At 68.3% G+C, this 22,889-nt stretch carries 17 protein-coding genes and 2 pseudogenes; 9 read left to right on the plus strand and 10 right to left on the minus strand.

Going from position 1 to position 22,889, the window contains the following annotated elements; genetic code table 11:
- Positions 1–44 precede the first annotated feature (44 nt).
- Positions 45–2,339, minus strand: coding sequence for a DUF6049 family protein (locus B9S64_RS16325; protein ID WP_103488857.1), 2,295 nt, complete (start codon positions 2,337–2,339; stop codon positions 45–47).
- Positions 2,340–2,518: 179 nt separating this feature from the next.
- On the opposite strand from B9S64_RS16325, the gene B9S64_RS16330 reads away from it, so the two are divergent.
- Positions 2,519–3,961, plus strand: a complete 1,443-nt coding sequence (locus B9S64_RS16330) for a CCA tRNA nucleotidyltransferase (RefSeq protein WP_103488856.1) — start codon at positions 2,519–2,521, stop codon at positions 3,959–3,961.
- Between the two features lie 133 nt (positions 3,962–4,094).
- Here the strand turns inward: B9S64_RS16330 and B9S64_RS16335 are convergent, their stop codons facing one another.
- From B9S64_RS16335 to B9S64_RS16345, 3 genes are all read right to left on the minus strand, one after another.
- Positions 4,095–5,384 carry an MFS transporter gene (locus B9S64_RS16335; protein ID WP_103488855.1) on the minus strand — a complete coding sequence of 430 codons (1,290 nt, stop codon included), beginning with the start codon at positions 5,382–5,384 and terminating at the stop codon, positions 4,095–4,097.
- A gap of 132 nt (positions 5,385–5,516) precedes the next feature.
- Positions 5,517–6,599 (minus strand): inositol-3-phosphate synthase, encoded by a 1,083-nt coding sequence (locus B9S64_RS16340; protein ID WP_103488854.1) that lies wholly within the window; start codon positions 6,597–6,599, stop codon positions 5,517–5,519.
- A 62-nt stretch (positions 6,600–6,661) separates the two neighbouring features.
- Positions 6,662–7,363, minus strand: a complete 702-nt coding sequence (locus B9S64_RS16345) for a PadR family transcriptional regulator (RefSeq protein ID WP_103488853.1) — start codon at positions 7,361–7,363, stop codon at positions 6,662–6,664.
- Between the two features lie 386 nt (positions 7,364–7,749).
- Here B9S64_RS16345 and B9S64_RS16350 point away from each other — a divergent pair, with 386 nt between their 5' ends.
- The gene (locus B9S64_RS16350; protein WP_181012124.1) at positions 7,750–10,422 is read left to right on the plus strand and encodes a transglycosylase domain-containing protein; all 2,673 of its coding nucleotides are present in this window, start codon (positions 7,750–7,752) and stop codon (positions 10,420–10,422) included.
- 141 nt (positions 10,423–10,563) lie between these two features.
- On the plus strand, positions 10,564–12,069 hold the full coding sequence (locus B9S64_RS16355) for a glycosyltransferase family 87 protein (protein WP_109492063.1): 1,506 nt from the start codon (positions 10,564–10,566) through the stop codon (positions 12,067–12,069).
- A gap of 31 nt (positions 12,070–12,100) precedes the next feature.
- Here the strand turns inward: B9S64_RS16355 and B9S64_RS16360 are convergent, their stop codons facing one another.
- The 3 genes from B9S64_RS16360 to B9S64_RS16370 form a co-directional block, all read right to left on the minus strand.
- Positions 12,101–13,132: an alanine racemase gene (locus B9S64_RS16360; RefSeq protein WP_037878142.1), complete on the minus strand. Its 1,032-nt coding sequence runs from the start codon at positions 13,130–13,132 to the stop codon at positions 12,101–12,103.
- 80 nt (positions 13,133–13,212) lie between these two features.
- Positions 13,213–14,331, minus strand: a complete 1,119-nt coding sequence (locus B9S64_RS16365) for a peptidoglycan bridge formation glycyltransferase FemA/FemB family protein (RefSeq protein ID WP_103492275.1) — start codon at positions 14,329–14,331, stop codon at positions 13,213–13,215.
- 185 nt (positions 14,332–14,516) lie between these two features.
- A complete protein-coding gene (locus tag B9S64_RS16370; protein ID WP_030626011.1) occupies positions 14,517–14,873 on the minus strand; it encodes a membrane protein in 357 nt (118 codons plus the stop codon).
- Between the two features lie 284 nt (positions 14,874–15,157).
- Between B9S64_RS16370 and rpsF the strand changes: the two genes are divergently transcribed.
- The 4 genes from rpsF (at position 15,158) to rplI (ending at position 16,870) form a co-directional block, all read left to right on the plus strand.
- A complete protein-coding gene (rpsF, locus tag B9S64_RS16375; RefSeq protein ID WP_028441690.1) occupies positions 15,158–15,448 on the plus strand; it encodes a 30S ribosomal protein S6 in 291 nt (96 codons plus the stop codon).
- Positions 15,449–15,519: 71 nt separating this feature from the next.
- On the plus strand, positions 15,520–16,125 hold the full coding sequence (locus B9S64_RS16380) for a single-stranded DNA-binding protein (protein ID WP_103492274.1): 606 nt from the start codon (positions 15,520–15,522) through the stop codon (positions 16,123–16,125).
- A 43-nt stretch (positions 16,126–16,168) separates the two neighbouring features.
- Positions 16,169–16,405, plus strand: coding sequence for a 30S ribosomal protein S18 (gene rpsR, locus B9S64_RS16385; protein ID WP_003967857.1), 237 nt, complete (start codon positions 16,169–16,171; stop codon positions 16,403–16,405).
- Positions 16,406–16,423: 18 nt separating this feature from the next.
- Entirely contained in the window at positions 16,424–16,870 is a 447-nt protein-coding gene (rplI, locus tag B9S64_RS16390) for a 50S ribosomal protein L9 (protein WP_014155197.1), read from the plus strand.
- Positions 16,871–17,054: 184 nt separating this feature from the next.
- On the opposite strand, the gene B9S64_RS16395 is transcribed toward rplI, so the two are convergent.
- Complete coding sequence (locus tag B9S64_RS16395; RefSeq protein ID WP_103492273.1) at positions 17,055–18,392, minus strand: MATE family efflux transporter; 1,338 nt, start codon at positions 18,390–18,392, stop codon at positions 17,055–17,057.
- A gap of 476 nt (positions 18,393–18,868) precedes the next feature.
- On the opposite strand from B9S64_RS16395, the gene dnaB reads away from it, so the two are divergent.
- Complete coding sequence (gene dnaB / locus B9S64_RS16405; protein WP_181012354.1) at positions 18,869–20,326, plus strand: replicative DNA helicase; 1,458 nt, start codon at positions 18,869–18,871, stop codon at positions 20,324–20,326.
- 161 nt (positions 20,327–20,487) lie between these two features.
- On the opposite strand, the pseudogene B9S64_RS16410 reads toward dnaB, so the two are convergent.
- A pseudogene (locus tag B9S64_RS16410) lies at positions 20,488–20,778 on the minus strand (integrase core domain-containing protein); the annotation flags it as partial.
- Between the two features lie 81 nt (positions 20,779–20,859).
- Between B9S64_RS16410 and B9S64_RS16415 the strand changes: the two are divergent.
- A pseudogene (locus B9S64_RS16415) lies at positions 20,860–21,308 on the plus strand (transposase); the annotation flags it as partial.
- A gap of 152 nt (positions 21,309–21,460) precedes the next feature.
- Here B9S64_RS16415 and B9S64_RS16420 read toward each other — a convergent pair.
- Positions 21,461–22,714, minus strand: a complete 1,254-nt coding sequence (locus B9S64_RS16420) for a hypothetical protein (RefSeq protein WP_103492270.1) — start codon at positions 22,712–22,714, stop codon at positions 21,461–21,463.
- Positions 22,715–22,889: the final 175 nt, after the last annotated feature.

Consider the following 22,889-nt stretch of genomic DNA (forward strand, 5'->3'; position numbering starts at 1 on the left):
CCCCACCTCATTGTCCCCGGCCGACCGGCCCCGACCGACATCGCTCAAGGGTCCACTTTCTCACCCGTCCCCGACGGGTTCCCGCTTTCCGGACCGGTGTCCGGTGTCGGGTCACTCGGCTGCTCGGGTTCCCCACCGTCGTTCTCCGCCGTGTCGCCCGCCGCCGCGCGCTTGCGCTGGGTGTACATCCTGATCCCCGCGAGGACGAGCAGCAGCAGACCGCCCGCGATCACCAGGAGCACGGTCGGGGTGACCTCGGAGACCTTGACCGTGAAGGACATCTCCTCGCCGTAGGGCGTCCCGTCCTGGGTGAAGAGCCGCGCGGTGACCTGAGCCTGACCGTTGGCGTTGGCGGAGGCGTCGAACTTCACCGACTGGCTGTGCCCGCCCGCGATCCTGACCGGCTGCTCGGCCACCGCACCACCGTCGTTCAGCTTGAGGCGGGTGGCGTTGCTCGACGTCAGCCGGAGCACGAGGTGATCGATGCCCTGGACGAGCTTGTTCTGCACGGTGACCGGGATGGTCGCGCTGCGTCCGGACAGGGTGACGTCGGACTTGGTGATGAGCTGCACCTCGCTGGTGAGGCTCTGCAGATAGGTGCGGACCGCGTCACGGTACCGCTGGGCTTCCAGCGGGCTGCCGCGCCAGGACGTGGACACGGCGCGGTTGACGGCGTTCCCGAACGGGGTCACCACCCGGTCGGGCTGGGTGAGGATGACCTGGAAGCTGTTGAGCGAGTCCTGCGTCGTGCGGATGTCCTGGAACGCCTGGGTGGGCAGTTCCTGGCCGCGGAGCTTCTTCGGGTACGCGGAGGCCTTGGGCACCTTGGTGGTGGCGCGGGCGTCGGGCTTCTCCTCGGCCGCCGCCACCAGGTCCAGGGGCTGCGTCCAGCGCTCGTCCTTGAGGGCCTGCAGGGCTCGCGCCATCGTCTGCGCCTGGGCCGCCGTGGGCGTCCGTTGCGGGGCGACGAGGATACTGCGCTCCTTGTCGGGAGCCTGCTCGGTCAGAGCGAGCGTCTGGGCGAGGAACTTCTGCACGGCCAGCGTCGAACTGCCCGCCTTGGCCATGTCGCCCTGGAAGGCGGTGGAGAGACGGTGGTCGGCGACGACCGCCGTGGTGCCGCCTCCGACGGGCCGCGCCGCGGTCGGGGTGTAGGACAGGCCGCCGGACTCTTCGAGGCTGTCGCTCCTGGCGATCACCTTGTGCGCTCCGGCGGAGGTGGCCACGTCGACGACGGACGGATCGATCGCGCCGTCGACCGGCCAGGCGAAGTCCGTGGACGGCTTCACATGGAGGATCGTCTCCACCGTCGTGCCCGCCACCTCGGTCGCCGTCTGCAGGTGGCTGAGCGTGCCCGAGACGTTCTTGCCGCGGTGGGCGATGGACGCGAGATCCGGGTCGGCGAAGGGCAGCGCCACCACGGTGGCGTCCTTGACCGCCGACTGCAGCGAGGTGAGCCACTGCTTGGCGATGGCCTGGTTGGTCCCGGCGACCGTGGTGTCACCGGTCTTGACGCGGTAGTTCTTCGTCATCGCGTCGACGGAGGCCAGCAGGTCCGGATCGATCACCCATGTCGCGGGGAGCCCGCTGCCGAGCGAGACCATCTGCTCCAGCCGGCCACCGGGAGCGAGTTCGAGGGCGAGATCGTCGTCGGCGAAGACCGGGGTCTGCTGCTCGTCCGAGCCCGTCTCCGCGGTGACGTGCGCGGAAGCGATCAGCGGCCAGAGGAAGGTCAGCTTGGTCTTGCTCCCGGTGTCCTCGGGCTGCCACGGCAGGAAGGTCCGCTGGATGCCCAGCACCTGGTCGTAGCGGGCGTCGGAGGTCTGCCCGGTGAGGGACACCCCGAGCTGGTAGACGCCCTCCTCGTCCAGCCCCAGCTTGTCCACCGGGACCGCGAGGGTGAAGTCCTGGCTCACCCCGGAGGCGAGCTCGGGGACCTTCAGCGTGTACGGGTCGCCGAGCGGGGCGGGGTCGGTGCCGGGCAGATAGCCGGTGCGCGCGGCGCTGTCGTCGACCGCTGTCCGGCCGGACAGCCTCGGGCCGACGAGCAGATCGACCTCGGCGTCGGTGACCGTCTTCTTGCCCTTGTTGGTCAGCGTGCCCGAGACCGTCAGGGTGTCGCCGTCGGTCGGCGCGCTCGGGGACAGCGTGTCCAAGGACACGGCGACCGTTCGTGAGCCGCTGGGGGTCTTGTCCGTGACGGCCTGCGCCGGGAGGGCCGCCGGGCCCGTCAGCAGTCCCGCCAGGAGGGGCGCCCCGACGAGCAAGGTGGCCGTGCGCCGGAGCCACCGGCGGGCAGGGGAGGTAGTCGTCCCCTGAGAGTCTGCCGCCTCGGCCACGCGTACCCGTCCCTCGTCGTCGTCGGCTGGTGTCGGTCCCTGCCGGTCTCTGCGTCCACGCATGGTAACGATGCGGCCGAGGGCTGAGTGCCGCGGACCGTGTCCCATGATCGGGACAAGGACCCGGGGCCCGGAAACGATGCGGTCCGGGTCGGCCGGTGCACGTACCCTTTTCTGTTGTGCCGAACGCCAATGAAGACAACCTCAATGCACTCAGCCAGGTGCAGCACCGCGCGGTCAGCGAACTGCTGCGGGTGTCCCCGGTCGCCGACGACCTCGCCCGCCGGTTCGAGGAGGCCGGCTTCGGTCTCGCCCTGGTCGGAGGGTCGGTCCGGGACGCGTTGCTCGGCAGGCTCGGCAACGACCTGGACTTCACGACCGACGCCCGCCCGGACGACGTGCTCAAGATCGTGCGGCCGTGGGCCGACGCGGTGTGGGAGGTCGGGATCGCGTTCGGCACCGTCGGCTCGCAGAAGGACGGCTACCAGATCGAGATCACGACCTATCGGTCGGAGTCGTACGACCGGACCTCGCGGAAGCCGGAGGTGGCCTACGGGGACTCCATCGAGGAGGACCTGGTACGCCGCGACTTCACGGTCAACGCCATGGCCGTCGCTCTTCCGCAGAAGGAGTTCATCGACCCCCACGGCGGCCTGGAGGACCTGGCCGCGCGGGTGCTGCGCACTCCGGGCACACCCGAGGAATCCTTCTCCGACGACCCGCTGCGCATGCTGCGGGCCGCCCGCTTCGCGGCGCAGCTCGACTTCGAGGTGGCGCCCGACGTTCTCGCGGCGATGACGGACATGGCCGGACGTATCGAGATCGTTTCCGCCGAGCGTGTCCGGGAGGAGCTGAACAAGCTGCTGCTCTCGGCCCACCCCCGTAAGGGCCTGGGTCTGCTCGTGGACACCGGGCTGGCCGACCGCGTGCTGCCCGAACTCCCCGCGCTCCGGCTGGAACGTGACGAGCATCACCGCCACAAGGACGTCTACGAGCACTCGCTGACCGTGCTGGAGCAGGCGATCGATCTGGAGGAGGAGGGCCCGGACCTCGTGCTGCGGCTCGCCGCTCTGCTCCACGACATCGGTAAGCCGAAGACACGGCGCTTCGAGAAGGACGGCCGGGTCTCGTTCCATCACCACGAGGTGGTGGGGGCCAAGATGACCAGGAAGCGGATGGCGGAGCTCAAGTACTCCAACGACATGGTCAAGGACGTCTCGAAGCTCGTGGAGCTGCACCTGCGCTTCCACGGCTACGGGGACGGGGAGTGGACCGACTCCGCGGTGCGCCGGTATGTGCGGGACGCGGGACCGCTGCTGGACCGGCTGCACAAGCTGACACGCTCGGACTGCACGACACGGAACAAGCGCAAGGCGAATGCCCTGTCGCGTACCTACGACGGCCTTGAGGAGCGCATCGCGCAGCTGAAGGACCAGGAGGAACTGGACGCGATCCGCCCGGACCTGGACGGCAACGAGATCATGCAGATCCTGGGGGTGGGTCCTGGCCCCATGATCGGCAAGGCGTACTCCTTCCTCCTGGAGCTGCGGCTGGAGAACGGACCCATGGAACGTGACGCGGCGATCGCGGCGCTCAAGGAGTGGTGGGCCCAGCAGAACTGAGTCCGGTGGCGCATGTTTCACGTGAAACACGCGCCACCGGGCCGCCCGGCACGGTGCGCATCCGGGGCCCCGCCGCCCGGCCGGCCGGCACAGTGGCCGTACGGGGCCGTTGTTTCACGTGAAACAACGGCCCTCACTCCTTGAGGCGGGAGCTTCGCGAGGCTGTGACGGCGCGAAGCCGGTGCGCCATCGCCGCCGACACGGCGGCATAGAGCAGCGCCACGGTGACCACCACGGTGACCGACCGTCCATCGGCGGGAAGCGCCAGGGCCGCCACTCCGGCAGCCGCGACGAAGGCGACGTTGAACAGCACATCGTACAGCGAGAAGACCCTGCCGCGGAAGGCGTCGTCGACGGACGTCTGTACCTCGGTGTCGGTCGCGATCTTCGCCCCTTGGGTGACCAGGCCGAGGACGAATGCGGCCACCAGCATCGGAGCGGGTGCGAAGGGCAGTCCCAGCGCGGGTTCCAGGACAGCGGCCACGCCCGCGCATACCGCCATCCAGCCGTACCGGCCGAAGCGTCCGACGGCCCAGGGAGTCATCGTGGCGGCCACGAAGTAGCCCGCCGCGGAGAAGCCGAGTGCCAGGCCGAGCAGGGCGAGACCGTCGGACTCGGTGTCCGCCCAGGCGTACCGGCACAGCATCAGCAGCATCACGGTCAGGGCCCCGTAGCAGAACCGCATCACCGTCATCGCGGCGAGGACGCGAGCGGCGTCCCTGCGCTCCGCGAGGTGATGGAAGCCGGCGACGAGACCGCGCGCGGTGGTGGCGAGAGCCTCCACCATCCGGACGTGCGGCTGGTCTTGATCCGGACCCAGGAGGGTGCGGGGCAGCGTCATGGAGGCGAGCGCCGAGAGGAGATAGAGCCCGGCGCCCAGCAGGACCACCGCGGCGTCGGACCCGTCCGTCAGCAGCCGGATGGCCAGGGCCAGTCCCCCGCCCAGGGTGGCGGCCAGGGTGCCGGCCGTAGGGGAGAGGGAGTTGGCCACCACGAGCCGGTCGGCGTCCACCACGCGGGGGAGGGCGGCGGACAGCCCCGCCAGGACGAAGCGGTTGACGGCCGTCACGCAGAGGGCCGAGACGTAGAACGCCCAGTCCGGAACGGAGCTCAGGAGCAACAGGGCGGTACAGCACGCGAGTACGGCGCGCAGCAGGTTGCCGTACAGGAAGACCTGACGGCGTGGCCAGCGGTCCAGCAGGACGCCCGCGAACGGGCCGACGAGTGAGTACGGAAGCAGCAGGACCGCCATGGCCGAGGCGATGGCGCCGGGTGTCGTCTGGTTCTCGGGAGAGAAGACCACGTACGTGGCGAGGGCGACTTGGTAGACGCCGTCGGCCGACTGGGAGAGAAGCCGTACGGCCAGGAGACGACGGAAGTTCCTCAGGCGTAGGAGGACACCCAGATCACGCACGACAGGCATGTGGGCAAGGGTCACACACGCGAGGGGTCCCCGGGCGGTCGGACTGCCCGGGGACCCCTCGCACGTCGAGCGGGCGGAGTGCCGCCGCTCCTCATCCCGATCCGGGTGCGGCGGAAGCCCGCACCGCTGGAATCAGCGCTCGGCGTCGCCGTTGATGAACTTCTCGACGTTCTCGCGGGCCTCGTCGTCGAAGTACTGGACCGGCGGGGACTTCATGAAGTACGAGCTCGCGGAGAGGATGGGACCACCGATGCCGCGGTCCTTGGCGATCTTCGCGGCGCGCACGGCGTCGATGATGACACCGGCGGAGTTCGGGGAGTCCCAGACCTCCAGCTTGTACTCCAGGTTCAGCGGAACGTCACCGAAGGCACGGCCCTCAAGGCGCACGTACGCCCACTTGCGGTCGTCCAGCCAGGCCACGTAGTCCGAGGGGCCGATGTGGACGTTGTCCGCGCCCAGTTCACGGTCGCGGATCTGCGAGGTGACGGCCTGGGTCTTCGAGATCTTCTTGGACTCCAGACGCTCACGCTCGAGCATGTTCTTGAAGTCCATGTTCCCGCCGACGTTCAGCTGCATCGTGCGGTCGAGGATGACGCCCCGGTCCTCGAAGAGCTTCGCCATCACGCGGTGCGTGATGGTCGCGCCCACCTGGGACTTGATGTCGTCACCGACGATCGGGACACCGGCCTCGGTGAACTTGTCCGCCCACTCCTTGGTGCCGGCGATGAACACCGGGAGGGCGTTGACGAACGCGACCTTGGCGTCGATGGCGCACTGCGCGTAGAACTTCGCAGCCACCTCGGAACCGACGGGCAGGTAGCAGACGAGGACGTCGACCTGCTTGTTCTTGAGGATCTGGACGACGTCGACCGGCGCCTCGGCGGACTCCTCGATCGTCTCGCGGTAGTACTTGCCCAGGCCGTCGTGGGTGTGGCCACGCTGGACGGTCACGCCGGTGCTGGGCACGTCGGCGATCTTGATGGTGTTGTTCTCGCTGGCGCCGATGGCGTCCGCCAGGTCGAGGCCGACCTTCTTCGCGTCGACGTCGAAGGCGGCGACGAACTCGACGTCCCGCACGTGGTAGTCGCCGAACTGGACGTGCATCAGGCCGGGCACCTTGCCGGCCGGATCGGCGTCCTTGTAGTACTCGACGCCCTGCACCAGCGAGGCGGCGCAGTTGCCCACGCCGACGATGGCTACGCGAACCGAACCCATGCCGATTGCTCCCTGTGTGTTCTCTGTGGTCCCCGACGAAGCCGTGCGGTTCTGAGGGGGTGTCACTTGGTGTCGTCGGACGGATCCGGCCGGGTGTTGTCCCGGTGCCGGGGCAGGCCGCCCGTCTCTCCTGATGTGTCGTGCTGAGTGGAGCCCTCGGGCGAGGATCGGCGCTGATCCCGTCCCGATCGCTCGCTCTCGATGAGCTCGTTCAGCCAGCGCACTTCGCGCTCCACGGACTCCATGCCGTGCCGCTGCAGTTCAAGCGTGTAGTCATCGAGCCGTTCCCGGGTGCGGGCCAGCGAGGCGCGCATCTTCTCGAGGCGCTCCTCCAGCCTGCTGCGCCGGCCTTCGAGCACGCGCATCCGCACGTCGCGCTCCGTCTGCCCGAAGAAGGCGAAACGAGCCGCGAAGTGCTCGTCCTCCCAGGCGTCGGGGCCGGTGTGCGACAGCAACTCCTCGAAGTGCTCCTTACCTTCTGCCGTCAGCCGGTAGACGATCTTGGCGCGACGCCCCGTCAGCGAGGACGTGGGGGCGACCCCACGGACCGTGGCGGGCGGGGCAGCCGGATCGCTCCCGGTCTCCTCGATCAACCAGCCGTTGGCGACCAGCGTCTTGAGGCAGGGATAGAGCGTGCCGTAGCTGAACGCGCGGAAGATCCCCAACGAGGTGTTGAGGCGTTTGCGCAGCTCGTACCCGTGCATCGGGGACTCCCGGAGCAGGCCGAGCACCGCGAATTCGAGGATGCCGGAGCGTCTGCTCACCTTCGCGTCCTCCTTCGCCGGTGCTCCCGCGGAGCTCGTGAACCCACCGTATGCCGTGCTGATGTATCGAGTCGATACATCAGCACGATAGATCGGCCCGTGATGTTCGACAAGAGGGGGATTCGTGAGCGGCGTCACATTGGTGATTCGTAGGGAGCGACTTGCGTTGTTTGGGGTGAAGTTCGGTCCCAGGAGGTTTTTGACCGTGCGTAGTCTGTGCGGCATGCAGACCACCGGGAACCGCGCGGCGTCCTCGCGCGTCAATCAACGCGGACTGCCGGACGCACCGCGAAGGAGCCTTCCGCGGGAAGCGTCCGTCATGCGGGGGGACCGGATCTCAACTGCCGCTTCCAGGCGCTCTCGCCTGCCCGAGGAGTAGTCGTTCGATGAGCGAGCACCGTCGCAAAGCGCCGCAACCGCAAGGTGGCGGACGTGCCGCGGCCAGACGAGCCGCCCAGCAGCCCGCCGGACGCCGAGAGTCGTCACGCAGGGCGACCTCGGCGTCACCTTCCGACGCCCATGATGACGAACCGTCGTACGGCGGTCGCGCCGAGGCCCGCCGGGCCGCCCAGCGCGGCAGGCGCCGGGGCGGTGGAGACGCCGCCGGGCCCGAGGGCCGCCGGTCAGGCAAGAAGAAGCTGATCGACTACCCGCGGGCCGGCAAGCACGGCGTACGGCGATGGGTTCCGTCGTGGAAGCTGGTCTCCGGACTGTGCCTGGGCTTCCTCGGCCTCATGATGGGCGCGGCCGGCATCGCCTACGCCCTCGTGGTGCCCCCGCAGGTGAAGGACATCGCCACGGCCCAGAACAACGTCTACTACTGGGCCGACGACACGGAGATGGTCGCGACCGGTGGGTCCGTCAACCGCCAGGAGATCAGCTACGCGCAGATCCCCGAGGCCATGCGGAACGCCGTCATCTCGGCGGAGAACAAGTCGTTCGACGACGACAAGGGCATCGACCCCATGGGTATCGGCCGCGCCTTCTGGAACATGGCCAAGGGGGGTGACACCCAGGGTGGTTCGACGATCACCCAGCAGTACGTGAAGAACTCGATGCTCTCCCAGGAGCAGACCCTCAGCCGGAAGTTCAAGGAACTCTTCATCACCCTCAAGGTCGGCAAGACCGTCCCCAAGGAAACGGTGATGGCCGGCTACCTGAACGTCTCCTACTACGGCCGGGGCGCCTCGGGAATCCAGGCCGCCGCCCGCACGTACTTCGGCAAGGACGCCGTCGATCTCAACCCGAGCGAGTGCGCCTTCCTGGCGACCCTGCTCAAGGGCCCGAGCTACTTCGACCCCGCCGGGCACCCGGAGATCGACCCGGTCAACATGTCGGAGAAGGCCAACACCGAGAGGGCCACGAAGCGCTGGAAGTGGATCCTTGACGAGGAGGTCAAGGACAACAGGCTGAGCGCCGCGGAGCGCGCCAAGTACACGACGTTCCCGGAGCTCAAGGAGCCGAAGAAGGACGCCGTGCTCGGTGGCCAGACCGGTTACCTCGTCGATCTCGCCACCGACTACTTCCTCGCGCACAACAAGGAAGGCATCACCGAGCAGCAGCTGGCCCAGGGCGGATACGAGATCCACACGACCTTCGAGAAGAAGAAGGTCAAGGAGCTCGAAACGGCCATCAAGAGGGTCTACAAGGAAAAGATCGACGTGAAGAAGCGGCCCGACCTGGACTCGCACGTCCAGTTCGGCGCCGCCTCGGTGGACACCAAGACGGGTGCGATCCTCGCCACCTACGGCGGTCAGGACGCGACCAAGCACTACACCAACAACGCGGACACGACGGGCGCGCAGGTCGGTTCGACGTTCAAGCCGTTCGTCCTGGCCGCCGGCATGGAGTACGGGGTCCGCAATCCCGAAGGCGGCCGCGAGCAGGGGGCTTCCGAGCGCACGCCGGTCTCGCCGAAGAGCATCTACAACGGCAACAACAAGCTTGAGATCAAGGAATACGACGGCACGGTCTGGAAGAACGACGACGGCAACCCCTGGTACCAGACCAACGACGGCGACCACGACCACGGCGACATCACCCTGCGGGAGGCGATGGAGCAGTCCGCCAACTCCCCGTTCGTCCAGCTCGGTATGGACGTCGGCACCGACAAGGTGAAGCAGGTCGCGATCGCATCGGGGCTGCGGGACGACAACTACATGGCCGACGCGACCGTGCCCTCGTACTCGATCGGCACGTCCTCGCCCAGCGCCATCCGCATGGCCGGCGCCTACGCCACCTTCGCCACCAGCGGCAAGCAGAACGAGCCCTTCTCCGTCACCGAGGTCAAGCACAAGGGCGAGACCGTCTACCGGCACGAGAAGGCCACGAAGACCGCGATGGACAGTGCCATCGCCGACAACGTCACCGATGTGCTCAAGAGCGTCGTCGAGCGCGGCACCGGCCAGCCCGCCCAGCTCGCGGGCAGGGAAGCGGCCGGCAAGACGGGTACCACGGACGGCAACCTCTCCGCCTGGTTCGTCGGGTACACCCCGCAGCTGTCGACCGCCGTCAGCATGTTCCGCCTGGACGACGACGAGTCCGCGAAGGACCGCAAGTTCGAGAAGATGTTCGGCACCGGCGGCGAAGCGAAGATCCACGGTAACTCCTTCCCCGCCCAGATCTGGCACGACTACATGACCGGCGCCCTCAAGGGCGAGAAGGCCGTGAGCTTCCCGAAGCCGGAGCCCTGGGGCAAGCAGGTCTGGGGTGGCGGCGCCGTCAGCCCGAGCCCGACCCCGAGCCCGGACCCCTCGGAGTCGGAGCCCAGCGAGACCCCCGAGACGCCCCCGCCGTCCCCGTCGTCCCCGGCTCCTCCCTCGCCCAGCAACACGTGCGGGATGTGGGGCTGGGACTGCAACGAGGACGACGGCGGTACCAACAGCGGCAACGACAACGCCGGAACCACCGACGGGAACGCCAACAGCGGATCCGACGCCGGTGCCTCGGACGGAGGTGCCGACGCCGGGACCAGCGAGGGTACGGCCGAGGGTGCCAACAGCGGCGCCAACAGCGGGAACACCGGCCGACCAGGAGGAGGCCTCTTCGGAGGGGGATAGCGCCTCGCGCGGATCCCCGCCGGGAACCCGCGCGTACACGTGACGAGAGCCCGCCCGCACCCGCCAGGTGCCGGCGGGCTCTTCCGTGTCCCGGGCACGGTCCGCGCCCCGCGCACAGCGCCGTACGGCAGGATGTGCGGCATGCCAAGCCCAGAAGAGACGAGTGCGCACCAGGACAGGCCGGTCGTACGGCCGACGCGGCAGGACGAGGTCGCGGCGGCCGGCAGCGAGCTGATCGGCGGCCCTGTGGGCCGCTGGGCGCGTACCGGCGCCGGTCCGCTCACCCCGGTGCGCGTCATGGTGCTCGTCGCGATCGGGATGTTCGCCCTCGGCATGGTGCAGAAGGTCCCCTGCTACGACTGGGCGTGGTTCCGGGGCGCGAGCTCGCAGTACACGCACGCGTGCTACTCCGACATCCCGCACCTCTACGTGGGACGGGGCTTCGCCGACGGCCTGATCCCGTACGCCGACCGGCTCAACGGCGACATGGCCTACCTCGAATACCCGGTGCTCACCGGGCTGTTCATGCAGGTCGCGGCCTGGCTGACGCTGACGCCCGACTCCGACCCCATGCAGCAGCGCGAGCAGATGTACTGGATGGTCAACGCGGGCATGCTCATGGTCTGCGCCGTGGTCATCGTCGTCTGTGTCGCCCGGACGCACCGGAACCGCCCGTGGGACGGGCTCCTGGTGGCCCTCGCGCCGGCGTTCGCCCTGACCGCGACGATCAACTGGGACCTGTTCGCCGTCGCGCTGACCGCGGCCGCGATGCTCATGTGGTCCCGGGGCCGGGCCCTGGCCTTCGGCATCCTCATCGGCCTGGCGACGGCGGCCAAGCTCTACCCCGTGCTGCTGCTGGGTCCCCTGCTGGTGCTGTGCCTGCGGGCCGGGAGGCTGCGCGACTTCTCCAGAGCGCTGTTCGGGGCCGTGGCGGCGTGGCTGGTGGTGAACGTGCCGGTCATGCTGGCGGCCCCCGAGGGATGGAAGAAGTTCTACACCTTCAGCCAGGAACGGCAGATCGACTACGGCTCGTTCTGGCTGCTCATCACCCAGCGCACCGGGAAGCCCATCGACGTCTCCACCGTCAACACGGCCTCGGTGCTCCTGATGATCGTGCTGTGCGCGGGAATCGCCGGGCTGGCCCTCAGCGCCCGCCGCCGGCCGCGCTTCGCCCAGCTGGTCTTCCTCGTGGTGGCCGCGTTCGTCCTGACCAACAAGGTCTACTCACCGCAGTACGTGCTGTGGCTGATCCCGCTCGCCGCGCTGGCCCGGCCCCGCTGGCGGGACTTCCTGATCTGGCAGGCCTGCGAGGTCGCGTACTTTCTGGGGATCTGGATGTACCTCGCGTACACGACGAGCGGGGACAAGCACCAGGGCCTGCCGCAGGAGGGCTACCAGGTCGCGGTCGTCCTCCATCTGCTGGGGACGCTGTACCTGTGCGCCCTGGTCGTCCGGGACATCCTGATGCCCGAGCGGGACCCGGTACGGCGCGACGGCTCCGACGACCCGTCGGGCGGGGTGCTCGACGAGGCCCCGGACCGGATCGCCCTCGCCGGGCCCCCGCAGCCCTCCGCCGGGGACCGGGCGCCCGCGGCCGAGGGACAGCCGGTGGAGTGGGGCGCCGCGGGCGGGCCGCCCGCGCGCTGAGCGGGCGCGGGCCGCCGACGGCGCGGACGCCCTAGTGGTCCACCAGACGGTCGAACTGGGTGGTGGTGTGGCGCAGATGGGCCACCAGTTCGTCGCCGACCCTCGGCTCCTGCGCGTCCGACGGGACGAACAGGATCGACACCTGCATGTGCGGCGGCTCGGCGAACCAGCGCTGCTTGCCCGCCCAGACGAACGGCGACAGATTGCGGTTGACGGTGGCCAGACCGGCACGCGCGACGCCCTTGGCACGCGGCATCACCCCGTGCAGCGCCTTCGGAGCCTCCAGGCCGACACCGTGCGACGTGCCGCCCGCGACGACCACCAGCCAGCCGTCGGAGGCGGCCTTCTGCTGGCGGTAGCCGAAGCGGTCACCCTTGACCACGGGGGTGACGTCGAGCACCGCGCCGCGGTACTGCGTCGCCTCGTGGTCGCCGAGCCAGAGCCGCGTACCGATGCGGGCCCGGAAGCGGGTCTGCGGGAACTGCTGCTGCAACCGCGCCAGCTCCTCCGCCCGCAGGTGGCTGACGAACATGGTGTGCAGGGGCAGCCGGGCGGCGCGCAGGCGGTCCATCCAGGCGATGACCTCCTCGACGGCGTCCGAGCCGTCGGTGCGGTCCAGCGGCAGGTGCAGGGCGAACCCTTCGAGGCGTATGTCCTCGATCGCCGCGTGCAGCAGGCCGAGCTCCTCCTCCTTCACGCCGTGGCGCTTCATCGAGCTCATGCACTCGATGACGACCCGGGCACCCACCAGGGCGTGCACACCGTCCACCGAGGAGACCGAGCGGATGACGCGGTCGGGCAGCGGCACCGGCTCCTCGCCCCGCCGGAAGGGCGTGAGCACCAGCAGGTCGCCGCTGAACCAGTCCTTGATCCGGGCGGCCTCGTAGGTGGTGCCGACGGCCAGGGTGTCGGAGCTGAAGCGGATGGCCTCGTCGGCCAGCCGTTCGTGGCCGAAGCCGTATCCGTTGCCCTTGCAGACGGGCACGAGACCGGGGAACTGGTCGAGCACGGATTTCTGGTGCGCCCGCCAGCGCGCGGTGTCGACATAGAGGGAGAGCGCCATGGCCGGCCCGGAACCTTTCTGGTGGCTGCGAGGGAGTGGGGGGAAGGAGAAGCTGGGGTGGAGCGGGGTTGTGCGGGGGGTCAGCGGCGGGACATATACATGTCGAGCGCCTTGTGCAGCAGCTTGTTGAGGGGGAAGTCCCACTCACCGACGTACTCGACGGCTTCCCCGCCGGTGCCGACCTTGAACTGGATCAGGCCGAACAGATGGTCGGTCTCGTCCAGGGAGTCGCTGATGCCGCGCAGGTCGTAGACGGTCGCGCCCATCGCGTACGAGTCGCGCAGCATCCGCCACTGCATGGCGTTCGACGGCCTGACCTCGCGGCCGATGTTGTCGGAGGCGCCGTACGAGTACCAGACGTGCCCGCCGACGACGAGCATCGTGGCGGCAGAGAGGTTCACGCCGTTGTGCCGGGCGAAGTAGAGCCGCATGCGGTTCGGGTCCTCGGTGTTGAGGACCGTCCACATGCGCTGGAAGTAGGAGAGCGGGCGGGGGCGGAAGTGGTCGCGCACCGCGGTGATCTCGTACAGCCGCTGCCACTCGGCCAGGTCCTCGTACCCGCCCTGGACGACCTCGACGCCGGCCTTGTCGGCCTTCTTGATGTTGCGTCGCCAGAGCTGGTTGAAGCCCTTGAGCACGTCTTCGAGGGAGCGGTTGGCCAGCGGCACCTGGAAGACGTAGCGGGGCTGTACGTCACCGAATCCGGCGCCGCCGTCCTCGCCCTGCTGCCAGCCCATCTTCCGCAGCCGGTCCGAGACCTCGAAGGCCCGCGGTTCGATGTGGGTGGCCTCGACGTCGCGCAGCCGCTTGACCTCGGGGTCCTGGATGCCGGCCTTGATGGCCGCCGAGTCCCAGCGGCGGATGACCACGGGCGGGCCCATCTTCACCGAGAAGGCGCCCTGCTGCTTGAGGTGCGCGAGCATCGGCTGGAGCCAGTCGTCCAGGTTCGGGGCGTACCAGTTGATGACCGGGCCCTCGGGGAGGTACGCGAGGTAGCGCTTGATCTTGGGCAGCTGGCGGTAGAGCACCAGGCCCGCGCCGACCATCTCGCCGGTCTTGTCGAACCAGCCGAGGTTCTCCGAGCGCCATTCGGTCTTCACGTCCGCCCACGCCGGGACCTGGCAGTGACTGGCCGAGGGAAGACTCTGGATGTACGCCAGATGCTCTTCTCGGCTGATGGTCCTCAGGGTCAGGCTCATGCGGGGCGCTCCTCGGCAGGTGTGTCCCCATCGGTCAGGGGCTCCGGCTCTCGCGCCGAAGCCTACTGTGGCCGAGGGACGCCCGGCCCGGCCCCGTCGGGACCGGGCCGGGCGTCCGCGGTGGCGCACCGCCCGCCGGAGTGTCGCGCGAAGTGGCCGAGCGGCCCCGGCCACGGCTCTGCCGGTCAGGTGATCACGCCGCCGAAGAGACCGCCGTGCGCCATACCGAGGAGAAAGCCGACCCCGGAGGAGCCGATCGACATGATGAAGGCGAACCGCTGCCAGGTGGTCTTGGAGATGTACTGCCCGTAGGCCCCGACCAGGAGGCCGACCAGGCCCGCCCATGAGCTGAGCAGGTGCAGGTGGTGGAACATCCCCGCCACGAAGGCCAGGACACCGAGTGCCCCGGCCACCACCATCAGCACTTCCTGGAGCGGATGGGGCCTGCCGTCCGTCGCGAAGAGCGAACCGGTGGGCGGCCGGGGGTTCGCCACCCGGCTCGGAGCGGGACGGCTGCCGGCGGATCGGATCGTCTGTGCCATGGAGCACCTCCTGGCCGAAGGGGCGCGCAATGTAGCGCCTGTCACACCGCGTCTGTCTCGATTGTGCGCCCTGAACACCGGATTTCAACCGGAAGCCGGTCTGCGGGTAGTCTGTACGGTCTGCACCGGTGTCTGCCCGAAGCCGGCCCGGCGACCCCCTCGATCCATGAGAGGGGCGTTGTCAGTGGTGGCTGTTCCACTCGGGAAACACCGTTGCTCACGCATCACGACCCTCCTGCCACGGAACGACCGTGGCCGCTGAGTCCAAAGGAGGTGGGTTCCACATGCGTCACTACGAGGTGATGGTCATCCTCGACCCCGATCTCGAGGAGCGAGCTGTCTCCCCGCTGATCGAGAACTTCCTCTCCGTCGTCCGTGAGGGCGACGGAAAGGTTGAGAAGGTCGACACCTGGGGCCGTCGTCGTCTCTCTTACGAGATCAAGAAGAAGCCCGAGGGCATCTACTCGGTCATCGACCTCCAGGCCGAGCCTGCGGTCGTCAAGGAGCTCGACCGACAGATGAACCTGAACGAGTCGGTCCTCCGGACCAAGGTCCTCCGTCCCGAGATCCACTGAGCGTCTAGCTCAGCGTTCATCGGGTTCGAGTAGCAAGCAGCCAGAAGCAATCCCCGCCGAGAGGTTCATCCATGGCAGGCGAGACCGTCATCACGGTCGTCGGCAATCTCGTCGACGACCCCGAGCTGCGCTTCACCCCGTCCGGTGCGGCGGTCGCGAAGTTCCGTGTCGCGTCCACTCCCCGCATCTTCGACCGGCAGACCAATGAGTGGAAGGACGGCGAAGGCCTGTTCCTCACCTGCTCGGTCTGGCGTCAGGCGGCGGAGAACGTCGCCGAGTCGCTCACGCGCGGCATGCGTGTCGTCGTGCAGGGCCGGCTGAAGCAGCGGTCCTACGAGGACCGCGAGGGCGTCAAGCGCACGGTCTACGAGCTGGATGTCGAGGAAGTCGGCCCCAGCCTCAAGAACGCCACGGCCAAGGTCACCAAGACCACCGGTCGCGGTGGGCAGGGCGGCCAGGGTGGATACGGCGGCGGCCAGCAGGGCGGCGGCAACTGGGGCGGCGGTCCCGGTGGCGGCGGCCAGCAGGGCGGCGGCGCTCCGGCGGACGACCCCTGGGCCACCAGCGGCCCGTCCGGCGGCCAGCAGGGCGGCGGCGGTCAGCAGGGTGGCGGCGGGAGCTGGGGCGGAAGCTCCGGCGGTTCCGGCGGCGGCTACTCGGACGAGCCTCCCTTCTAGGGCTGCTCGTATCCCCACTTCTTGATCACACAGGAGAAACACCATGGCGAAGCCGCCTGTGCGCAAGCCTAAGAAGAAGGTCTGCGCTTTCTGCAAGGACAAGACCCAGTACGTGGACTACAAGGACACGAACATGCTGCGGAAGTTCATTTCCGACCGTGGCAAGATTCGTGCCCGCCGCGTCACCGGCAACTGCACGCAGCACCAGCGTGACGTCGCCACGGCAGTCAAGAACAGCCGTGAGATGGCGCTGCTGCCCTACACGTCCACCGCGCGATAAGGGAAGGGTGACCGAATCATGAAGATCATCCTCACCCACGAGGTCACTGGCCTCGGTGCCGCCGGCGACGTCGTGGACGTCAAGGACGGGTACGCCCGCAACTACCTGGTTCCGCGTGGCTTCGCCATCCGCTGGACCAAGGGTGGCGAGAAGGACGTGGCGCAGATCCGCCGCGCCCGCAAGATCCACGAGATCGCGACGATCGAGCAGGCCAACGAGATCAAGGCCAAGCTCGAAGCCGTGAAGGTCCGTCTGGCTGTTCGCTCCGGCGACGCCGGCCGCCTCTTCGGCTCCGTCACCCCGGCCGACATCGCCTCGGCGATCAAGTCCGCGGGTGGCCCGGACGTCGACAAGCGTCGCGTCGAGCTCGGTTCGCCGATCAAGACGCTGGGCGGGCACCAGGTGTCCGTCCGTCTGCACCCCGAGGTTGCCGCGAAGCTCGGTATCGAGGTCGTTGCCGCCTAAGGGCGCAGCTCGGCAGAGCTGAATGAAGGGCCGCACCCCCAGGGTGCGGCCCTTTGTCGTTCGGCAGGCGGCGCGGGGCGGTCCTCGCGTGTTTCACGTGAAACGTGTGCTCTGCGGCGGGGTGCTCGGGCGGGTATGCGTGAGCGTCTGGCCGCTCAGGGCGGCCGGGTGGCGCCTGTGTGGTTCAGCGGGTCGCGCCCGTCACGATCCAGCGGCCGGATCGCGTACGGAGCCAGAGCGTGACCAGCCGGATCGCCATCATGAGCGCCATCGTCCACCAGAGGGTGGTGAGGCCTCCACCGATGACGGGCACGAGAAGCGCGACGGGAGCGAAGACCGCGAGGGTCGGCAGCATGGCCCAGGCCAGATAGCGTCCGTCGCCCGCCCCCATCAGGACGCCGTCCAGGATGTAGACCACGCCGGCGATCGGCTGGGTGAGAGCGATCACGAGCAGGGCGGGCACCAGAGTGTCGCGTACGGCGGGATCGCTGGTGAAGAGCGGGATGAACAGGGGCCGGGCCACCACGATCAGCACCCCGATGGCCAGGCCGGAGACGATTCCCCACTGGACCATCCGCCGACAGGCCTCGCGGGCGCCGTCCGCGTCGTTGGCGCCCAGGTAGCGGCCGATGATCGCCTGACCGGCGATGGCGATGGCGTCCAGCGCGAAGGACGCCAGGCTCCAGAGCGAGAGGACGATCTGGTGCGCGGCGATGTCCGTGTCGCCGAGCCGGGCGGCGACGGCGGTGGCGATCATCAGGATCGAGCGCAGCGAGAGCGTACGGACCAGCAGGGGGACACCCGCGTGGGCACTGGTGCGGATGCCTGCGGCGTCGGGACGCAGCGAGGCTCCGTGGCGTCGGGCGCCGCGCACCACGACGACGAGGTAGACGAGTGCCATGGCGACCTGGGCGATCACCGTTCCCCAGGCGGATCCGGCGATCCCCAGGCCGGCTCCGTAGACGAGGGTCACGTTGAGGATGCCGTTGGCGGCGAATCCGCCGACCGCGACGTACAGGGGGGTCCGGGTGTCCTGGAGTCCGCGGAGTACTCCCGTTGCCGCGAGGACGACCAGCATCGCGGGGATACCGAGGCTGGAGATCCGCAGATAGGTCGTGGCGTAAGGGGCCGCGGTGTCGGACGCGCCGAATGCCTGGACCAGCCAGGGGGCGGTGGGAAGGGTGACGGCGACCACGGCGGCACCGAGCAGCAGGGCGAGCCAGATCCCGTCCATGCCCTGACGGATCGCGGCGGGGAGGTCGCCCGCGCCCACGCGACGGGCCACCGCTGCCGTGGTGGCGTAGGCGAGGAAGACGAAGATGCTCACCGCCGTGGTCAGCAGGGCGGCGGCGACGCCCAGGCCGGCCAGCTGGGGAGTACCGAGGTGGCCGACGACGGCGCTGTCGAACATGACGAAAAGCGGCTCGGCGACGAGTGCGCCGAAGGCCGGAACGGCGAGTGCGATGATCTCGCGGTCGTGCCGGCGACGGGACGGCGGTGGGGTCGTGGGGGCCTCGGTCATGAGGGCCAATCTAATCTTCCACAGGTAAGAGATGCAATGCTCTCCTGGCCCTTACGGGAGGCGGCCTCCACGGCTCCGTCGCACGGTGATTCCGATGATCTTGAGAAGTGGGGGAAAGTTTTTCTCCCCCACAGTCAGTGGACGGGGAAACCGCAGGTCAGATGGCTCGCGGGGGTGGTGCTATGAGTTTGTCCACAGTTCTGTCCCCCGGTCCGTGCACAGGATCGGGGGAGTTCTCCACAACATCTGGTCCGTCGTCCACATGGCCTGTGGATAACCAGATTGGCTGACGGTGCGGACAGGCCTACCGTGGTCCGGCGCCCGCACTTCGTTCCGGCCTGGAAATCCGCAGAACTTGACGCGCCGGAACCGGAGTCGGGCGTCTTGTTTGTCGGTGCCGTGCCGTAAGAAAGAGTGGCACGGCTAGGTCCGCGAAGCGGACGGGAGGAGGTGGCCGGGTGACCATTCCCGAGCCTTTGGACGATCCCTGGGCCGATGTCGGTCCCAGTGACCGTCTGCCTGTTTCCCGTCAGCGACGCGGTGAGGGCAAGGGACGCGAGGAGCAGCACGAACGGGGCCGGGACAGCGGCTGGGACGGTGGTCAGTCCGGCTTCGAGCGGGTCCCTCCGCAGGACCTCGACGCCGAGCAGTCCGTCCTGGGCGGGATGCTGCTCTCCAAGGACGCCATCGCGGACGTCGTGGAGATCATCAAGGGCCACGACTTCTACCGCCCGGCCCATGAGACCGTCTACACGGCGATTCTCGACCTCTACGCCAAGGGCGAACCGGCGGACCCGATCACCGTGGCCGCCGAGCTGGTCAAACGCGGTGAGATCACCAAGGTCGGCGGACCTCCCTATCTGCACACCCTGGTCCAGTCCGTGCCGACCGCGGCCAACGCCTCGTACTACGCGGAGATCGTCCACGAGCGGGCGGTCCTCCGCCGCCTGGTCGAGGCGGGCACCAAGATCACGCAGATGGGATACGCGGCCGACGGGGACGTCGACGAGATCGTCAACTCCGCGCAGGCCGAGATCTACGCCGTCACCGAGCAGCGCACCAGCGAGGACTACCTCCCGCTCGGCGACATCATGGAGGGTGCGCTCGACGAGATCGAGGCGATCGGCTCCCGCAGCGGTGAGATGACGGGTGTCCCCACCGGGTTCACCGACCTCGACGCCCTGACGAACGGCCTGCACCCGGGCCAGATGATCGTCATCGCGGCACGGCCCGCCATGGGTAAGTCGACCCTGGCACTGGACTTCGCCCGCGCGTGCTCGATCAAGAGCAATCTGCCGAGCGTGATCTTCTCCCTGGAGATGGGGCGCAACGAGATCGCCATGCGCCTGCTGTCCGCCGAGGCACGGGTGGCGCTGCACCACATGCGGTCCGGCACCATGACCGACGAGGACTGGACACGGCTGGCGCGCCGGATGCCGGACGTCTCCGCCGCTCCCCTGTACATCGACGACTCGCCGAACCTCTCGATGATGGAGATCCGCGCGAAGTGCCGTCGGCTCAAGCAGCGCAACGACCTCAAGCTCGTGGTCATCGACTACCTCCAGCTGATGCAGTCCGGCGGAGCCAAGCGCGCCGAGAGCCGGCAGCAGGAGGTCTCGGACATGTCCCGGAACCTCAAGCTCCTCGCCAAGGAGCTGGAAGTCCCCGTCATCGCGCTCTCCCAGCTGAACCGTGGCCCCGAACAGCGCACCGACAAGAAGCCGATGGTCTCCGACCTGCGAGAGTCGGGCTCCATCGAGCAGGACGCCGACATGGTGATCCTGCTGCACCGCGAGGACGCGTACGAGAAGGAGTCCCCCCGCGCGGGCGAGGCAGACCTGATCGTGGCCAAGCACCGTAACGGCCCCACGGCGACGATCACCGTGGCCTTCCAGGGCCACTACTCGCGCTTCGTGGACATGGCCCAGACCTGATTCCGCAGGTGTGGGTTCTCAAATCCCGTGTCATTTTCTCAGTCGCTATGTCATGTGACGGACCGATCTGACACGGGATTGAGAATCGCTGGCCAATCCCATCACTCGTTCGGGTGACCTTGCGGGCCTTGCCACCGAAGGGTGGACACCTGTTCGTGTCGTTATGCGGCAAGTGTCAGAGTGGCTGACTGTTGTTCGTATGCGATCGTTGCCTGTTGTCCGAGACGTGAGTGCTTGCGGCGGGTGTTGTAGCGGGTGGTCCAGCGGAAGACGGCCAGGCGGCAGGCGCGGACCCCGTCGAAGCGGCGGGCGCCACGAAGCGTTTCGCGTTTGAGGGCCGCGTTGAACGACTCGGCGAGTGCGTTGTCCGCGCTCGTGCCGACCGCGCCCATGGACTGCCTGACACCCAACTCAGCGCAGACGCCGGCGAAGTCGCGGGAGGCGTACTGGGCGGATCCAATCGGTCGTCGCAACACCTTCGTGAGCTAGGGGCTTGTGATGGGTGTGGGGAATCGGCAGCGGGCGGTGCGGGAATATCGCGGGCAGATGCCCTCGCCAGGGCGGCCGAGCGTTGCCTCTCGTTCACCGAGCGGGAGGAGATCGCTCTGCTGCGTGCGCGGGACTTCGGGGTCCGTGCGATCGCGCGGTGTCTGGGGCGTTCGCCGTCCACGATCTCGCGGGAGCTGAGGCGCAACGCCTCCACGCGGAGTTACCACCTGGAGTACCGGGCGTCGCTGGCGCAATGGCATGCCGAGCGGCGGGCCAAGCGGCCGAAGCCGGCGAAGCTGGTGGCCGATGAGCGACTGCGCGAGTACGTGCAGGACAGGCTGGCCGGGAACGTCGTCCACGCCCTGGACGGCCGGGTCGTCGAGGGTCCCCAGGTGCCGCCCTGGCAGGGAAGGAACAAGCCCCGCCGTCAGGACCGCCGCTGGGCAACCTCCTGGAGAGCCCGGAACAGATATCGCAGCGTCTCCCGGCTGATCCCCAGATCCTTGCCGATGCCCTCGAAGGTGTGGCGCGGGTCCGACAGGTACAGCGAAACGGCGTCCGCCTTGAACTCCGGCGGGTAGTTCTTCATGACCACGAGATGTCCGTTCTCAGATCCTCAGGATCCAGTGTCTCGTGTGTCCAACATCAGGGGTCAAGGCCCGACTCCGTTGCCAGCGGGATACCGCACCGCCAGCAGTCGTTCGCGTGGTCGTCCTGGCAGACGTAGCGGATGGCGCCATCCACGCACCATTCGGCGGCCTCCTCGGACAGCAGGTCGGGCCCGGCAAGAAGTAGCCGACGAAATTCCGTGGTGCCCGCAATGTCGGCCAGCCGGTTGGTGAACCACTCGTCGAACCAAGGCTTGTCCCGGTGTATGCGCCAGTGCGCATTCTCCCGGTCGTCGACAGCCGTAAGGAACCGATCGACGATGCGCCCCCAACTCGGTTCTCCGAACCAGCCGTTGTCGGACACGCAGAAGGATTCGATCAGGGTTCGCAGGCCGAACTCCTTCTCGCTAAGGCAGTACCTTCGCCCCCATGAGATCGCGACCTGTGCCATCCCCGCGAGTTCTACGCGCGGATCAACCTCGTGTGCCGGGTCGTCAGGGTTGTGGCAGGCCAGCCCGAGCTCGAGAACAGACTGCCCGGTCGGTAGAACCCGGGACGGGTTGACGATCGCGAGACCGAGACCGATCCAGTCGACATGATCGAACGACAGCATCGAGCGCACGAGTCGGGTGGTTGCCGTGTTGATCCGCATCATTGTGCCGTCGTGGAGCGGACTCTTCCCGGCATGCCAGTTCTCGACGGGTGTGTTGCGCCACAAGGCGAGCGTGATGCGGGTGGCAGCGAGCCACAGCAGGGCGTCGTCGTCGAGGTGCCCGAACCGCTTGGCGCACTCCTGGGCGCCGTAGGTGATCAACTCCTCCGGTTTCGGCCACCTGTGGCTGTCGGGCCCTTCAGGCCCTTCAGGCGCGTACTTGTAGTCGTCGGCGTACTCGTCGAGGATCGCGCTCAACTCGGCCGCGCTGTAAGCCTCGCTGTACTCGGAGCCGTCCGGCTCCTCGACGGTGTACATGTCGTGGTCCCAGGAGACGTACACGTCGCCCCAGAGCACGACGTCATCGCACTCGCTGGCATTGTCCGTCATAACCGGCCTGATGGTGATCGGGGCAGTACGCCCGTCGGTTCGCTCGCCGTCCTTCTCGGCGGCCCATGCGGTGATGACCCCGAGCGGCTTCGGAAGGAGAGGACCGACCTCGGTGATGCTGAACGGCTCGTCGTCGTCATCGGTGTCGAACCGGCTGTTGACGAACGCGACCGCCTCGGAGGGCGTGCTGACGATGGACTGGCTACCACTCTCGTTGTCAACTACACGCCACAACGCCCTGTTCTTCACGGTGCTCTCCGATCGCGGTGAGTGCACTCGGGGCGAGTGCGATGCGCCGGGTCGCTCGGCACTGACACCAACTTATGGGCTGATCAACCCATCCGTAGTCCCGAAGGTGCTTGTCGGCGATAACGTTCGGTACGTTCGCGTGCAACCTGCTTTTCGCGATCGCGGCGACACATCA

Origin of the sequence: Streptomyces sp. SM18, from assembly GCF_002910775.2 — a bacterium.
GTDB lineage: Bacteria > Actinomycetota > Actinomycetes > Streptomycetales > Streptomycetaceae > Streptomyces > Streptomyces halstedii.

Bases quoted from the DNA above. Each gene is read 5' to 3' on its own strand.
- B9S64_RS16350 (WP_181012124.1), top strand. From the start codon at position 7,750: ATGAGCGAGCACCGTCGCAAAGCGCCGCAACCGCAAGGTGGCGGACGT.
- B9S64_RS16380 (WP_103492274.1), top strand. From the start codon at position 15,520: ATGGCAGGCGAGACCGTCATCACGGTCGTCGGCAATCTCGTCGACGAC.
- B9S64_RS16355 (WP_109492063.1), top strand. From the start codon at position 10,564: ATGCCAAGCCCAGAAGAGACGAGTGCGCACCAGGACAGGCCGGTCGTA.
- B9S64_RS16370 (WP_030626011.1), bottom strand. From the start codon at position 14,873: ATGGCACAGACGATCCGATCCGCCGGCAGCCGTCCCGCTCCGAGCCGG.
- rpsF (WP_028441690.1), top strand. From the start codon at position 15,158: ATGCGTCACTACGAGGTGATGGTCATCCTCGACCCCGATCTCGAGGAG.
- B9S64_RS16360 (WP_037878142.1), bottom strand. From the start codon at position 13,132: ATGGCGCTCTCCCTCTATGTCGACACCGCGCGCTGGCGGGCGCACCAG.
- B9S64_RS16395 (WP_103492273.1), bottom strand. From the start codon at position 18,392: ATGACCGAGGCCCCCACGACCCCACCGCCGTCCCGTCGCCGGCACGAC.
- B9S64_RS16340 (WP_103488854.1), bottom strand. From the start codon at position 6,599: ATGGGTTCGGTTCGCGTAGCCATCGTCGGCGTGGGCAACTGCGCCGCC.
- B9S64_RS16335 (WP_103488855.1), bottom strand. From the start codon at position 5,384: ATGCCTGTCGTGCGTGATCTGGGTGTCCTCCTACGCCTGAGGAACTTC.
- rplI (WP_014155197.1), top strand. From the start codon at position 16,424: ATGAAGATCATCCTCACCCACGAGGTCACTGGCCTCGGTGCCGCCGGC.
- rpsR (WP_003967857.1), top strand. From the start codon at position 16,169: ATGGCGAAGCCGCCTGTGCGCAAGCCTAAGAAGAAGGTCTGCGCTTTC.
- B9S64_RS16365 (WP_103492275.1), bottom strand. From the start codon at position 14,331: ATGAGCCTGACCCTGAGGACCATCAGCCGAGAAGAGCATCTGGCGTAC.